General features: G+C 44.7%; 12 protein-coding genes. 4 read left to right on the top strand and 8 right to left on the bottom strand.

The window, feature by feature from the left end; genetic code table 11:
• Positions 1 to 49: 49 nt before the first annotated feature.
• The 5 genes from FTU44_RS02760 to FTU44_RS02740 form a co-directional block, all read right to left on the bottom strand.
• Entirely contained in the window at positions 50 to 1,852 is a 1,803-nt protein-coding gene (locus tag FTU44_RS02760) for an acyl-CoA dehydrogenase C-terminal domain-containing protein (RefSeq protein ID WP_180049432.1), read from the bottom strand.
• Between the two features lie 210 nt (positions 1,853 to 2,062).
• Entirely contained in the window at positions 2,063 to 3,043 is a 981-nt protein-coding gene (locus FTU44_RS02755; RefSeq protein ID WP_180049431.1) for a nitronate monooxygenase family protein, read from the bottom strand.
• A gap of 11 nt (positions 3,044 to 3,054) precedes the next feature.
• Positions 3,055 to 3,843, bottom strand: coding sequence for an enoyl-CoA hydratase-related protein (locus FTU44_RS02750; RefSeq protein WP_180049429.1), 789 nt, complete (start codon positions 3,841 to 3,843; stop codon positions 3,055 to 3,057).
• A 37-nt stretch (positions 3,844 to 3,880) separates the two neighbouring features.
• Entirely contained in the window at positions 3,881 to 4,804 is a 924-nt protein-coding gene (locus FTU44_RS02745) for a glyoxylate/hydroxypyruvate reductase A (protein ID WP_180049427.1), read from the bottom strand.
• Positions 4,801 to 5,556, bottom strand: coding sequence for a class II aldolase/adducin family protein (locus tag FTU44_RS02740; protein ID WP_180049425.1), 756 nt, complete (start codon positions 5,554 to 5,556; stop codon positions 4,801 to 4,803). Before FTU44_RS02740 ends, FTU44_RS02745 begins: the two co-directional genes overlap by 4 nt.
• 110 nt (positions 5,557 to 5,666) lie before the next feature.
• On the opposite strand from FTU44_RS02740, the gene FTU44_RS02735 reads away from it, so the two are divergent.
• Positions 5,667 to 6,104, top strand: a complete 438-nt coding sequence (locus FTU44_RS02735; RefSeq protein ID WP_180049424.1) for a PaaI family thioesterase — start codon at positions 5,667 to 5,669, stop codon at positions 6,102 to 6,104.
• 114 nt (positions 6,105 to 6,218) lie between these two features.
• Here the strand turns inward: FTU44_RS02735 and FTU44_RS02730 are convergent, their stop codons facing one another.
• Genes FTU44_RS02730 through FTU44_RS02720 form a run of 3 tightly spaced genes read right to left on the bottom strand, consistent with a single transcriptional unit; the run spans position 6,219 to position 9,758 of the window.
• Positions 6,219 to 7,436, bottom strand: a complete 1,218-nt coding sequence (locus FTU44_RS02730; protein WP_180049422.1) for a 3-oxoadipyl-CoA thiolase — start codon at positions 7,434 to 7,436, stop codon at positions 6,219 to 6,221.
• A 25-nt stretch (positions 7,437 to 7,461) separates the two neighbouring features.
• Positions 7,462 to 8,982 carry a 3-hydroxyacyl-CoA dehydrogenase gene (locus FTU44_RS02725; RefSeq protein WP_100357185.1) on the bottom strand — a complete coding sequence of 507 codons (1,521 nt, stop codon included), beginning with the start codon at positions 8,980 to 8,982 and terminating at the stop codon, positions 7,462 to 7,464.
• A gap of 2 nt (positions 8,983 to 8,984) precedes the next feature.
• The gene (locus FTU44_RS02720; RefSeq protein WP_005096905.1) at positions 8,985 to 9,758 is read right to left on the bottom strand and encodes an enoyl-CoA hydratase; all 774 of its coding nucleotides are present in this window, start codon (positions 9,756 to 9,758) and stop codon (positions 8,985 to 8,987) included.
• Between the two features lie 454 nt (positions 9,759 to 10,212).
• On the opposite strand from FTU44_RS02720, the gene FTU44_RS02715 reads away from it, so the two are divergent.
• The 3 genes from FTU44_RS02715 to FTU44_RS02705 all read left to right on the top strand — a co-directional run bounded on the left by FTU44_RS02715 (position 10,213) and on the right by FTU44_RS02705 (position 14,111).
• Positions 10,213 to 11,511 (top strand): MFS transporter, encoded by a 1,299-nt coding sequence (locus FTU44_RS02715; protein WP_005096906.1) that lies wholly within the window; start codon positions 10,213 to 10,215, stop codon positions 11,509 to 11,511.
• 117 nt (positions 11,512 to 11,628) lie between these two features.
• Complete coding sequence (locus FTU44_RS02710; protein WP_004646966.1) at positions 11,629 to 12,894, top strand: DcaP family trimeric outer membrane transporter; 1,266 nt, start codon at positions 11,629 to 11,631, stop codon at positions 12,892 to 12,894.
• A 17-nt stretch (positions 12,895 to 12,911) separates the two neighbouring features.
• Positions 12,912 to 14,111 (top strand): MFS transporter, encoded by a 1,200-nt coding sequence (locus FTU44_RS02705; RefSeq protein ID WP_004646967.1) that lies wholly within the window; start codon positions 12,912 to 12,914, stop codon positions 14,109 to 14,111.
• Positions 14,112 to 14,280 lie beyond the last annotated feature (169 nt).

The following is a 14,280-nucleotide window of genomic DNA, read 5'->3' as shown; positions in this document are numbered from 1 at the left end:
AAAATTATTAAAAAAAGACCCACGACACGAGTATCGTGGGTCAAAAGGTTTAATCAAATTTGAACTCTTCAGGTTCAAGTAAAAACAGGCTTTCACCACCCGCCTGAATATTGGCAAAGTGGGTTGAAGTTCTTGGCAAAATACGTGCAAAGAAGAATTGTGCCGTTTTGATCTTGGCTGCATAGAACGGATCAGTATTGCCTTCTTCAATTTTCTGCTGCGCAGTAATTGCCATTTTCAGCCACAGATAAGCGGACACGACATAACCAGAGAAATATAGGTAGTCAACTGATGCTGCCCCAATTTCATTGGCAGACTGTTGAGCTTGCTCCTGAATGGTTCTGGTTAATTCCAGCCATTGTTCAGTCAACTGGCTGACTTGTGCAACTTGCTGGCTGAACTGGACATGTTGTTGGTGCTCTTTCACATAAGCTTGGATTTCATCGGTTAATGCGGTCAGCAGACCCAGTTTTGAACCTAGAACTTTACGCGCCAGTAAATCGATAGACTGAATTTCAGTGGTTCCTTCATAGAGGCTGGCAATACGTGCATCACGGGCAATCTGTTCCATGCCATGTTCAGCTATATAACCGTGACCACCGAAAATCTGCATACCATGTTTAGCCGCTTCTATGCCAGTTTCAGTCATTAATGCTTTGGCAATTGGGGTTAATAATGCCAGACGGTCTTCAGCTGCTTTCTTTTCTTCCGGGCTGTCAGTGGCTTCAGCAATATCGGCATAGGTCGCCAGATAATATGCAAGTGCACGTGAACCTTCTGCAAACACCTTTTGAGTCAGAAGCATGTTACGTACTGCCGGATGTACGATAATCGGATCTGCAGGCTGGCCTGGCGCTTTTGCACCTTCAAGTGAACGCATCGCCAGACGGTCTTTGGCATAAGCCAATGCCCCCTGATAAGAAGATTCTGCTGCTGCCAAGCCTTGAATGGCTGTACCGATACGTGCCGAGTTCATAAAGGTAAACATGCAGTTCAGGCCGCGATTTTCAGGCCCAATCAGGAAACCTTTGGCATTATCAAAATTCAGCACACAGGTCGCATTGCCGTGAATGCCCATCTTGTGTTCAATGGCGCTACACACCACACCATTACGGGAAGCTACATTGCCAGCTTCATCCAGATTGTATTTCGGCACAATAAACAGCGAAATACCCTTGGTTCCCGCAGGTGCATCTGGCAAACGTGCCAGTACGATATGCACGATATTTTCAGCCAGATCATGTTCACCGGCTGAGATAAAGATTTTCTCACCACTGAGGCTGTAACTGCCGTCTTCATTTGGCACTGCTTTGGTACGGATTAAACCTAGGTCAGAACCGGCATGAGATTCAGTCAAGCACATGGTTCCAGTCCAGCGACCTACAATTAAAGGTACCAGAAACTTCTGTTTCTGTTCATCACTACCGTGGTGCTCTAAAGTACGCATGGCACCATGGGACAGGCCTGGGTACATCCCCCACGACCAGTTAGTTGCAGTGATAATTTCAGAAATGGCAATACGGTATAAGGTTGGGAAGCCCTGACCGCCATATTGTTCATCACCAGTTAAAGAAGTAAAGCCGAGTTCTACATATTTGTCATAAGCTGCTTTAAACCCATCTGGAGTGGTTACGATGCCATCCTGCAAACGGCAGCCCTGCTGGTCGCCTGTCGCATTAATCGGTAGAAGTTCATTTTGGCAAAAGTCCGCAGCGACTTCCAGATATTGCTCCATAATATCCATAGAAACCTTGTCAGCGAATTTTGCATAGCCCTGATATTTCTGTTCAACGTTTAACAGGTCTTTCAGGACAAACTTCATGTCTTTTAATGGCGCAATATAATTTCTCATCGTAATTCCCTTGTATGAGTTCTAATTTGTATATTTATGACAATTAATTTCATAATACGAAATTATGTTTTAAATCCACTATAATATAATTTAAAGAATAAAATCTAGTCATTCGATGAAATTTCCCATTTAAAAATAAAAAATATACAGGATGAAAAAAGCCATTCATGGTGGAATGGCTTTTCTATACAGCGACTGCACTAAGGCTAATTAACGTGGAAAAAATTGAGCTAAACGCTGATGAATGATCTGCTCTGCCTCCTGCATGATATTTTCGATCAGCGCCTGACAAGTCGGAATGTCATGAATCAATCCCATCACTTGACCTGCAGTCAGTACACCAGCATCAATATCGCCATTTTCTAAAGCGAGCTTGCCTTTTAAACCGCTGACATAGGGGCGAATCTGTTCAAATTCCATATCTGGATCTTCACTCATTTTCACCACAAGATCAGATACTGCATTTTTGGCAACACGGGCAGTATTCCTGAACTGTCGATATAGCAGATGTGTCGCCCTTTCATCATTATCGACATAGAACTGCTTGATGTTTGGATGGATCGGCGCTTCCTGAGTGGCACAAAAGCGTGTACCCATATTGATGCCTTCAGCACCTAAAGCCAAAGCTGCGACCAGACCACGGCCATCAGCAAAACCGCCACTGGCCACAATCGGCACAGTAAGCTGATCAGCCGCGGCAGGAATTAAAATCAGGCCAGGAATATCGTCTTCACCCGGATGGCCCGCACATTCAAAACCATCAATCGAAATAACATTCGCACCGATTCTTTGTGCTGAAAGCGCATGACGAACGGAAGTACATTTATGAATGACAATAATGCCATGCTGCTTAAACGCCTCAATATGTTCATGAGGCTTGTTACCTGCTGTTTCTACGATCTTGATACCGCTTTCAATGATCGCCTGTCGGTATTCTGCATATGGCGGTGGATTTACAGCGGGCAATAAAGTCAGATTGACCGCAAAAGGCTGATCGGTCATTTCTCGGCAGCGTGCAATTTCCTTGACCAAGGCTTCAGGCGTCGGTTGAGTCAATGCCGTTAATGTTCCCAAGCCACCAGCATTAGAAACAGCACTGGCCATTTCTGCGGTACCGACCCACATCATGCCGCCCTGGATAATTGGATAACGAATGCCTAAAAGCTCGGTAATACGGGTCTGAATTTTCATAAATGCTCTCCTTAGCATCCGGTAAATTGTGCAGGGCGTTTTTCGACAAAAGCCTGGACACCTTCTTTATAGTCCTGACTGCTCAGAGCCAGATATTGCAGGTTTTGCTCCAGCTCCAGTTGCTGGTCCATGTTATTTTCAGCACTGCGTTGCAAGGCCTGTTTGGTTAAAGCCAGCGCATAAGTCGGCTGTTGAGCTAATCGCTGTGCAATGTCGTCGATATAAGCATCAAATTCTGTATCTGGAAGCATTTTCCAGATCATGCCCATTTCAGCGGCCTCTTTGGCATGCACCGGTTCGCCCAGAAAAGTGAGTGCCGTGGCACGTGCATAACCGATTAAACGTGGCAACATCCAGGTGCCACCTGCATCAGGAATCAAGCCAATTTTAGAAAAAGCCTGAATAAATCGGGCACTTTCCTTGGCAATGACCAGATCACAGGCCAGTGCGATATTGGCACCTGCACCGGCAGCCACACCATTCACTGCCGCAATCACCGGTTTGGGACTCTGGCGAATCAGGTTAATCAAGGGATTATAGTATTTGGCCAGCGAGCCTTGCGGTGGCAAAGGCACATTGCCGAGCTGTCCAGCACGTTCTTTTAAATCCTGTCCCGCTGAAAACGCCCGGCCATTACCGCGAATCACAATCACCCGAATATCCGGATCTGTATTCCAGTTTTTCAGCACCTGCTGCACTTCCTCATGCATTTGCCGGTTAAAACTGTTGAGTGAATCCGGACGGTTAAAGCTTAAGGTTGCGACGCCTTGCTGAACCTGAATTTGAATCGTTTCCCACATCATCAATTTCCTTATTTTTTTGCCTGTATCCCTACAATTAATAGCCCTTATTGACATCTACCTGATGACATAAATCCAGCCCGAGATTTAAGCGTCGGTCATTTTCCAGAATCTGTTCCACCACCACAGACATGGGCGCATGTGAGGCGACATGTGGTGTAACTACGATCTTTTCATGCTGCCAGAATGGATGTTCAGCAGCTAATGGCTCCTGTTCAAATACGTCGATAATTGCACCACGTAAGTGGCCGGAATCCAGTGCATTGAGTAGGTCCTGCTCGATTAAATGCTGCCCACGACCTACCTGAATAAGAGCAGCTTGGTCGGGTAATTTTTTAAATATCTGTTCAGATAAGATGCCAGTATTGTCTGCAGTTAAAGGCATTAAATTAATCAAAATCTGGCTGTGGGCCAGGAACTCGGAAAGCTGTTCTTGGCCTACATAGCTTTTGACCTGAGCAATCTCTTTTGGGGAATTGGACCATCCAGACACCTGATAGTCCATGTCGGCAAAACGTTTTGCCACATAACCGCCCATATGGCCAAGGCCCATAATCCCGATCTGGATATGATGACTATAACTTTGACGATACTGTTTCCATAGCTGCTGCTTTTGCTGCTGGATCATGCGGTCAAAATAACGCTGAAAATACAGCACACCCCAAAGCAGATAATCAAACATGCCCTTTTGATGATGTGGATCCAGTACCCGGCAGACTGACTGGTCAGCTCTAATCTCGTTTAAATTTAAATGTTCGACTCCTGCAGCAATCGAATGAATCAGACCAAGTTCTGGAAGTTGCCGGAGTTTTTCCAGATCTGGAAACCACGAAGCTGCTGTGGTCGCCTGTTCAGCTTCCGGGCTGTCCAGCGTACAAAAACTGCCCTCAGGCGCATATTTCTGAAAAGACTTCACCAGAATGGCTTCAATATTCGGCATAGTACTGGATATCACAATCATGATGCATACTCCGTATATTGATGCTCAATCAGGGATAACGCAGCCTGCCAGGCACGCTGTAAAATCGGTTCAACTAAAGGACTGGCGAACTGCTTGGCAGTTTTAATTCGTACATCTTCACTTGGATAATGCAGTTCGGCACCGCCACTTAAGGCCTTCACCTGCGCCTGACAGGCACGCTCCAGAAAATAGATTTCATGAAAAGCCCGTGCAATCGTTTCGCCAGCCGTTAAAAGTCCGTGATTGCGTAAAATCATGGCGCGATGGCCGCCTAGGTCCTGAATCAGGCGTTCCTGTTCATCTGTTGACAGTGCCACGCCTTCATATTCGTGATAGGCCACCTGCTGATAAAATTTCAGCGCATGCTGGGAAATGGGAAGAAGTCCGTGTTTCTGTGCAGAAACTGCTATGCCATCTGCGGTATGCGTATGAATGACACAGTTCAGATGAGCATGTGCTTCATGAATCGCGGCATGGATGACAAAGCCCGCCATATTCACCGGCTTGTCCTGTTCGTAGCTTTCTATGACCTGCCCTTCATGATTAATCTTCACCAGCGTTGAGGCACACATTTTTTCAAAAGCGACACCATACTGATTAATCAGAAAACAGTCAGGCTGATCGGGAACTCTTAAACTGATGTGAGTATCAATCAGATCCGTCATTCGGTAATGCGCAATAATGCGATAAAGCGCTGCGAGTTCACAACGTGCCTGCCATTCAGCATCTGTGACGAGATTTTTTATTGTCATCGTTCCATCCTGGAAAAATATAGCATTTCGATCATCATCTGTTATATCATAATTCTAGAAAAACAGAATATTATTTCATAAAGCGAAATAAATCGTTACAAGGAGTGGATATGCCCACATCACAATTAAACGGACTTGAATATCTCAGCGCAATTAAGAATGGGGAAATTCCCAGCTCAGCCATGAGTGAAATTATTCCCATGCGTCTGACCTTGGTGCGCGAAAACTATGTGGAATATGAGGTGCGTCCTGATCAGCGCCATTACAATTTACAGGGTGGAATTCATGGCGGCTTTTGTGCAACGGTTCTAGATAGTGCCACTGGCGCTGCCGTGCATACGACAGTAGATGCAGGTGTCAGTTTCTCGACCATTGACCTGAATGTCAAAATGCTGAAAGCGATGAAAAGCGGCGAAACTTATACAGCTATTGGTGAAGTCATCCGGATCGGGCGTAATGTACTGACCTCAGAAGGCCGAATTATCGATAAAGAAGGTAAAGTTTATGCATTTGGTTCAGCGACTTTATTAGTCACTGCCCGTAAGTAAATCATTACACTGATGTAATCAATCCCTGCATGTGCAGGGATTTTTATTTTGAAAGAAAAATCCCAATAAAAAAATGCCATGCATATCACATATACATGGCATTTAGGTGATGACTTAAGATGTTGCAGCTTCAGGGTTTTCAATCACCATCGCCAGGCCTTGACCCAGACCAATACACAGACTGATCACGGCATATTTTTTACCGGTACGCTGTAACTGACGTGCAACGGTTAAAGCTAAACGCGCACCCGAACAGCCCAGTGGATGACCAATGGCAATCGCACCACCATTTGGATTGACACGCGGATCATCCAAAGCGACATCCAGACCTTTCAGGCAAGATAATACCTGACTGGCAAAGGCTTCATTAATCTCGATGATATCCATATCGTCTAGCGTCAAACCCGCACGCTGTACTGCCTTTTTAATCGCTTCAATTGGGCCTGCTCCCATGATGCGTGGCTCAATGCCAGCGGCTGCAGAAGACAGGATACGAGCGAGAGGTTTTAAGCCATACAGTTCCTGCACTTTTTCACTGCCGATAATCAGTGCTGCAGCGCCGTCATTGATACCTGATGCATTACCCGCTGTTACTACACCACCTTCGAAAAGCGGTTTTAACTTGGATAAAGCTTCAAATGTTGAAGAAGCACGTGGATGCTCATCCTCAGTAATTTGTTTAGGCGGCAATTTGCGTCCTTGAGAAACTTCAATCGGGGTAATTTCACCTTCAAAGAAACCTGCTTCTTTCGCTGCCTGATATTTTGCCTGTGATGCAGCAGCAAAGGTATCAGCCTGTTCACGGCTAATACCGAATTCTTCAGCCACGTTATCACCTGTTTCAGGCATGCTGTGCGCGCCAAACTGATCCGTAAATTTACGGTTCGGGAAACGGGTACCAATCGTGGTGTCATAAATTTTGGCATCACGTGAATAAGCACTTTCTGCTTTGCCCATCACAAAAGGCGCGCGGGTCATACTTTCTACGCCACCAGCAATGTACAACTCGCCTTCGCCTGCAGTGATGGCACGTGCCGAATCAATCACAGCACCGAGACCTGATGCACATAAGCGGTTTACCGTCTGCCCCGGAACTGTTACCGGCATACCCGCTAACAATGCTGCAAAACGTGCCACATTACGGCTGTCTTCACCGGCCTGGTTGGTACTACCAAAGATTACATCTTCTACGTCTTCTGCCGGGATACCGGTTTTTTCCAGCAGGTTTTTAATGACTGTAGCTGCTAGATCATCTGGACGTACACTTGCCAGACTTCCGGCATGGCGACCGATTGGTGAACGTAAACCATCATAAATATATGCATTTAACATGAGTGTTATTCCTTTAACTTTTTAATTAATGTGTTGTATGAACAAGAGGCAGACCAAGCTGAACACGGCGACGCAACCAAGGACTTGGACGGTAACGCTGGTCACGGGTAATCGCAGTCATGCTATCCAGAATTTTCAGGATTTTTTCAGCACCCAGCACATCCCCCCATTCAATTGGGCCATATGGATAACCAAGGCCTAATTTCACCGCGATATTGATATCTTCCACCGTTGCAACGCCTTGCTGGGCAATATCACAGCCGAGATTCACAATCATCGCCAAAGCACGTTGAGCCACAAAGCCGACGCTTTCCTGAATTACGCTGGCGGTCACACCATCCAGATTGAAAATTGATTGGGCTGCTTTTACCAGCTCAGGTTGGGTCACAAAAGTTGGCATCAAGGTACGGTGTTTATGCAGACCATATAGCAGATCGATGCACACCACTTGCTGAGGTGCCACCTGATAACGGACAGCGGCTGATGTTGCATCTTCACCATAGGTGGCAATCAGGATTAAAGCCTCTGCTGAAGGTGTCTCAGTTTGCTCAATCTGGATATTGAACTGTTGCAGATATTGCTCAAGTGCCTGACGGTCTTCATCATATTCGGTGCCTAGCCAGACTGATGGATATTGACTTAACTTTTCAACCAATGCTGGAGCAACATCACCTTCTTTGCTACCCGAAGTGTAATCATAGAAACCTTTACCGGTTTTACGACCTAACTGCTTGGCAATAAAACGCTGACGGGTAATCACGCTTGGACGGTAACGTGCTTCTTCATAATACTGATGATAAATCGATTCACTCACCGGATGCGAGACATCCATACCGGTCAGATCACCTAATTCAAACGGCCCCATCTTGAAACCGATTCCGTCACGGTAGATCCTGTCAATATCATAAAATGGTGTGACATTTTCATTCAGAATTGCATAGGCTTCGCTACCAAAGGCACGGCCGGCATGGTTAATGATAAACCCTGGAGTATCTTTAGCTTTGACCGGACGATGACCCATTTTTGTAGAAAGCTGGGTTAATGCTTCAATAATGTCAGCACGGGTATTAAAGCCTTCAATCACTTCGACCACTTTCATGAGTGGGACCGGATTAAAGAAGTGATAACCGGCAACACGTTCTGGCTGCTCACAGTTGGCAGCGATTGCACTGATCGACAATGAAGAGGTATTAGATGCCAGAATCGCCTCTGGTTTTATCATTCCTTCCAGTTGCTGCATCAGTTTTTGCTTGATTTCCAGATTTTCAATAATCGCTTCAACAATCAAGTCACAATCTTTCAGGTCTTCTAGCTGCTGGGCAGTCGACAGATGAGCAATATCTTCAGCGGCTTTTTCATGGCTGAATTTACCTTTATCTGCCAAGGTATTTAATGTTTTGGCCAGTTTATCCTGTGCCTGTTCGGCTGCCCCTTCTTTGGCATCAAACAGTACCACATCATGACCAGACTGAATCGCGATCTGGGCAATACCTGCACCCATCGTACCCACGCCAATAATGCCGATTTTCTGAATCTGAATACTCATGCTTATCGTCCCTGATAATTCGGTTTACGTTTTTCAATAAAGGCCTGCATGCCTTCTTTTTGATCTTCGGATGAGAACAGCATCTGGAAAGACTTACGTTCCAGGGTAAGTCCGGCATTAAGCGGCACATCTTCAGCCAATAAAGCCACTTCCTTGATTTGCTCTAGAGCAATTGGCGGCATTTTCGCTAGGCCTTCCGCCATCTTGATAGCTGTAGCAAGGGTTTCACTGTCTTCAGTCACCTGGGACACCAGACCAATTTGATAGGCTTCCGGTGCAGGCACCAGACAACCGGTCATGATCATGCGCATGGCATGAAATTTGCCCACTGCACGGAATAAACGCTGGGTACCACCGGCACCCGGCATAACACCCACTTTTACTTCAGGCTGACCAAACTGGGCACTTTTCCCGGCAATAATAATGTCCGCATGCATGGCCAGTTCACAGCCACCGCCAAGTGCATAACCATTGACTGCTGCAATCACCGGTTTTGAACACTGTGCAATCGCCTGCCAGTAACGTTCAGTCCGACGCTGCATCATTTGAATGGTTTCTGCATTGGCCAGTTCTTTAAGATCGGCTCCTGCTGCAAAATCTGTTTCACCACCGGTAAGAATAATGGCACGAACATTTTCATCGTCATTCAGTTGCAAAAAAGCCGCCGCAAGTTTCTGGCGAACTTCTGTATTCAGGGCATTTTTCGCTTCTGGTCGATGAATTTTAACCATCGCTACATGTGCTGAAACTTGTTCTACTTGAACTACCTGTTCCATTAAAATCTCCATTTATTTTGTATAGCGAAATTTTATTTTATATAAAACTAAGGTTTCTCAAGCTATAAATCAAGGATTTTTAACTCCAGAATGCAAAAAAGTTATTTTTTACTAAAAATAGAGTAAAAACTCTTGTTCATCTGGTTGTTTTATGATTAATTGATTTCGCAATACGGAATTAAGTATTTTAAATGCAATCTGATTATTCATTTCAATGAATAATCGCCATAAGGCAGAACTTAAAATTAATTTACGAAATCAAATTTTCCAGCAATGAGATGATTTTGATTTAGCGTAAAGCGTGAAAAATCGAATGTAGCCTGATAAAAAATGCAGCGGCTGTTGTGTGCAGAGCGAGTCTGTTAAATCAGGAAAACTATGTTTCCGTGAGGAAGAAAAATGGATTTAGCGGTAGCAGAGGAAATGCTACTTTGAATATATAGAGGATATAAGAATGACAAGCGATACCATCGTAACAGGAGACAATAAAACCGATGTCTCCTCCACGGATACCATTAAACAGGCACCAAAACGTCTTTGGATGACGGCTTTTGTCTTTGCTTTTCTGATTTTGCTCTGTGACGGTGCAGATATCGGGATTCTGGCTTTCAGTCTGACCAGTCTGAAAGCTGAATGGGGCCTGACTTCTGTACAGGCGGGTGCCTTGGGAAGTTATTCTCTTTTAGGTATGGGGATCGGAGGCTTTATTGGTGGATGGGCATGCGACAAATTTGGACGTGTCCGTGTCATTGTACTGGCTACCATCGCCTTCTCGATCTTATCCGCCTACTCAGGTTTTGCACAGTCTTATACTGAATTTGCAATTTTACGTACTCTTTCTTGCTTGGGTTTAGGCTGTTTATATATTGCCTGTAATACTCTGATGTCAGAATACGTACCGACCAAATACCGTACTACTGTACTGGCAACATTGATGACTGGTTTCACTTTAGGTTCATTGGTGATTACCATGATTTCAGGCTGGATTATTCCTGAGTTCGGCTGGCGTATGCTGTACTGGATCACAATTGCTCCATTAGCTTTGGGTATCCTGATGCACTTTATGGTGCCAGAGCCAGAATCATGGAAACGTGTCCGTGAAATGAAAAGAACTGGTCAGATTGTGGATAACGATACCAAAAAAGGTAATCCATACATCACCATTCTTAAAGATAAAACTCATGGCAAGATGTTCATCTTGTGGTCTTTCAGCTCCGGTTTCCTGTTATTTGGTTACTTCGGTGTAAGTAACTGGTTGCCAAGTTATCTTGAAGCTGAATTAGGCATTAAGTTTAAAGAAATGGCACTGTATATGGTGGGTACATTCATCACCATGATTTTTGCCAAAATCATTGCAGGTTATGTTGCTGATAAAATTGGTCGCCGTATTGTGTTTGCTTTCGGCACCATGGGAACAGCGCTATTTATCCCTGTCGTGGTGTATATGCATAATGCCGATAACATTGGCGTACTGATGCTAATCTTCGGCTTCCTGTACGGTATTCCATATGCCATCAATGCAACCTATCTAACCGAAAGTTTCCCGACTGGTGTTCGTGGTACAGCGGTGGGCGGTGCATTCAATATTGGTCGTATCGGTGCAATCTTTGCGCCAATTACGATTGGTTATCTGGCGATGCATGGTTCGATCGGTACAGGTCTGTTGGTAATGGGTGCAGCATATTTCCTATGCGGTTTGATTCCTGCCCTGTTTATTAAAGACCGTTTATACGATCCGCAAAAAGCAGAATAAACCCTACTTCGGAAGGCAGGTCAAATCGCTGCCTTCCTCACTTCAAATATTTACAACACGTCAGTATAGAAAGGTCTCCTTTCATTCAGGATTAAAAATTTCTTTAGGGATTAAGAAATGAAAAAATTAGTTTTAGCGACATTATGTGGTATTGCTTCAGCACAGGCATTTTCAGCAGAAGCTTCTGAAGACCGTATGCAATTTCTTGAGTCACAGTTAAAGCAAATCCAGGCAGAACTAGAACAACAAAAAGCCGCGCAACTTGCATTAAAGAACCAGCAGGAACAAGCCAAAGCGCAAGACTCTAAAACGCTGAGTTCAATGGTAGATAATGTCGATGTTTATGGCTTGATCCGCTTTGATGGTGCAGTCGATTTCAAAAGTACTACTGAAGCCCGTGGCCGTACCATTAACCAGATTAATAAAGTACCTTTTACTGAACCGGATTCTGTACGTTCCGATTTTACTGCGGCTGCCAGCCGGATTGGTTTCCTGGCCAAAGATCTAGGAGGCAATCCGAATGTTTCTGCTCGTTTAGAAGCCGACTTCTGGACCAACAATGGTAAAGGCGATGGTGGATTACGTATCCGTCATGCACACTTAAAATACTATAACTGGACGTTTGGTCAGGCCTGGTCATTGATGTCAACACCAGAGATTAGCACTGAAGCTGTCGACTACAGCTTGTTCCTGGGTGGATCAGTCTTACGTACACCTCAGGTGAGCTATGCTTTCAAACTTGATCCGGAAAATACCTGGAATGTCGGTCTGGAGTACATGGCCGGTGGCGATCGTTCTTCTGCCTTACCTGCCTTAAGCACTAAATATGTTCATCAATCAGGCCCTCTTCATTTATTAGCTCAAGGCTTTGTCAATCAAAAGCAAGCGCAAACAGATACAGGTGATATTGAAAAAGTTGGCTGGGGTGTGGGCGTTGGTGGACGTTACCGTTTAGATGATCAAAACTCAATTCAGGGGAACTATTTCCATATGGTCGGTGATCAGCGTATTGCAGCTTTCTTGACTCAAGGTTCAACAACCGATGGTGCTGCCTGGGGTGGCGATTATTCAGTCGATCCAATCAATAATGAACTTTTATTGAATGAGTTCAATAGTATAAATATTGGCTTCACGCATAAATTTACGCCGAAACTACGTAGTAGTATTAATGCCAGCGTGGTTGATTTTGATGATTCTAGCGATTATGCCAAAGCCAATCCGGAAACCAATAAGCGCTTAACCGACTATGTGGCTAACGTGATCTATTCTCCTGTTCCAAAGATTAATTTGGGTGCAGAATATCATCATGGCAAGCGTGAAACCTTTGACAATAAGGAAGCAGATATTTCGCGTATCAACCTCTCTGCCAACTATAGTTTTTAAAGCCTCAGGAGACAAGGATGTCAGCCCAAGGGCAAATTTCACGCCGTTTCATGTTCATGATGGCAATGACCTGCGCACTCTGCGCAGGTTGTAACTATTTTAACCAGCCCTTGATTTATTCTATTGCAGAGGATCTGCAGATCAGTGTGGCTCAGTCTGGCTGGACTGTAGTACTGACCCAGATTGGCTATGCCACCGGATTATTTTTGTTTGTCCCTTTGGGTGACTTGTTCGAAAAACGGTTGTATATCTGCAGTTTGATGTTCTGTACCGGATTGGCGCTTATTGGGCTTTCAGCCAGTACCAATCTGCATATGTTGTATGGCTTTACCCTGCTCGCCTCTTTTTGTTCGATCACCACCCAGATTCTGATTCCTTTTGCCGCCAGCCTGTCGCAGCGTGATAAAAGTGCCGAAGTCGTTGGCCTACTCATGAGTGGTGTTCTGGTGGGTATTCTGTTTGCCCGTACCGTGGCCGGACTGATTTCTACTTTATGGTCCTGGCATGCGGTGTACTTGTTTAGTGGTTGTGCAATTCTTCTGCTGAGTCTGGCCATGTGGTTCCAGTTACCAAGCGCTAAGAGCCAGTTGCAGATGAATATATTGCAAATTTATCGCTCACTATTTACCTTTGCACGCACAGAACCCATGCTGATCCGGCGTAGTATGATCGGAGGTTTGGGTTTTGGCATGCTGAGTATTATCTTTACTACCATGACTTTTATTCTGGCTGAAGCACCTTATCATTTTAATGATTTCCAGATTGGCCTCATGGGCATTGTGGGGGTGGTCGGCATCTGGTCCTCTCAGTGGACCGGTAAAATGATTGGCAGGCATCGGGAAAAATGGATTGCGCATCTGGCTACGTGCGGACTGATTCTGGCCTGGATTCCTTTATTCTTTGCCCAGAATTATTTATGGATTTATATCTTGGGCTTAATTCTGGCTTATTTTGGAATTTCCTGTTTGCATGTCTTGAACCAGAATCTGGTCTATCGAATTTCAATGCAGGCTCGCTCGCGGATTAATGCCATCTATATGACCTGTTATTTTTCAGGTGCCGGTCTGGGTGCATTTTTATCGCTGCATTTATGGAAAAGCTATGGCTGGTCTGCCTGCGTCATTTTAGGTTTTATTTTTGCCGTGTTGATCTTTTTGATTAACTATTATGATTTAAACCAAGAAAGAAATTTAGCCAATATTCAGCCTGAGCCTTAGATACTGTTAAAAACCTTTGGGGTTAAAAGCTTATTTTTTTATCCCGCTTTCTGTACCGAGCATAAATTATAGAGATGATACGCTGATAAAATAGAAAAATTCTTTAAGCCTGTTTAACGTTTCCTTTCTATCTGAAGAGCGGTTGAAAATATTGATATCTTAACTTTTA

It is taken from the genome of Acinetobacter sp. YH12105 (assembly GCF_013419095.1).
Classification (GTDB): domain Bacteria; phylum Pseudomonadota; class Gammaproteobacteria; order Pseudomonadales; family Moraxellaceae; genus Acinetobacter; species Acinetobacter pseudolwoffii.
This window is presented reverse-complemented; position numbering and strand designations above follow the sequence as displayed.

Excerpts from the sequence above, each read along its gene's own strand:
- FTU44_RS02755 (WP_180049431.1), bottom strand. The coding sequence starts at position 3,043 with ATGAAAATTCAGACCCGTATTACCGAGCTTTTAGGCATTCGTTATCCA.
- FTU44_RS02710 (WP_004646966.1), top strand. The coding sequence starts at position 11,629 with ATGAAAAAATTAGTTTTAGCGACATTATGTGGTATTGCTTCAGCACAG.
- FTU44_RS02730 (WP_180049422.1), bottom strand. The coding sequence starts at position 7,436 with ATGTTAAATGCATATATTTATGATGGTTTACGTTCACCAATCGGTCGC.
- FTU44_RS02715 (WP_005096906.1), top strand. The coding sequence starts at position 10,213 with ATGACAAGCGATACCATCGTAACAGGAGACAATAAAACCGATGTCTCC.
- FTU44_RS02705 (WP_004646967.1), top strand. The coding sequence starts at position 12,912 with ATGTCAGCCCAAGGGCAAATTTCACGCCGTTTCATGTTCATGATGGCA.
- FTU44_RS02725 (WP_100357185.1), bottom strand. The coding sequence starts at position 8,982 with ATGAGTATTCAGATTCAGAAAATCGGCATTATTGGCGTGGGTACGATG.
- FTU44_RS02745 (WP_180049427.1), bottom strand. The coding sequence starts at position 4,804 with ATGATTGTGATATCCAGTACTATGCCGAATATTGAAGCCATTCTGGTG.
- FTU44_RS02720 (WP_005096905.1), bottom strand. The coding sequence starts at position 9,758 with ATGGAACAGGTAGTTCAAGTAGAACAAGTTTCAGCACATGTAGCGATG.
- FTU44_RS02735 (WP_180049424.1), top strand. The coding sequence starts at position 5,667 with ATGCCCACATCACAATTAAACGGACTTGAATATCTCAGCGCAATTAAG.
- FTU44_RS02740 (WP_180049425.1), bottom strand. The coding sequence starts at position 5,556 with ATGACAATAAAAAATCTCGTCACAGATGCTGAATGGCAGGCACGTTGT.
- FTU44_RS02750 (WP_180049429.1), bottom strand. The coding sequence starts at position 3,843 with ATGTGGGAAACGATTCAAATTCAGGTTCAGCAAGGCGTCGCAACCTTA.
- FTU44_RS02760 (WP_180049432.1), bottom strand. The coding sequence starts at position 1,852 with ATGAGAAATTATATTGCGCCATTAAAAGACATGAAGTTTGTCCTGAAA.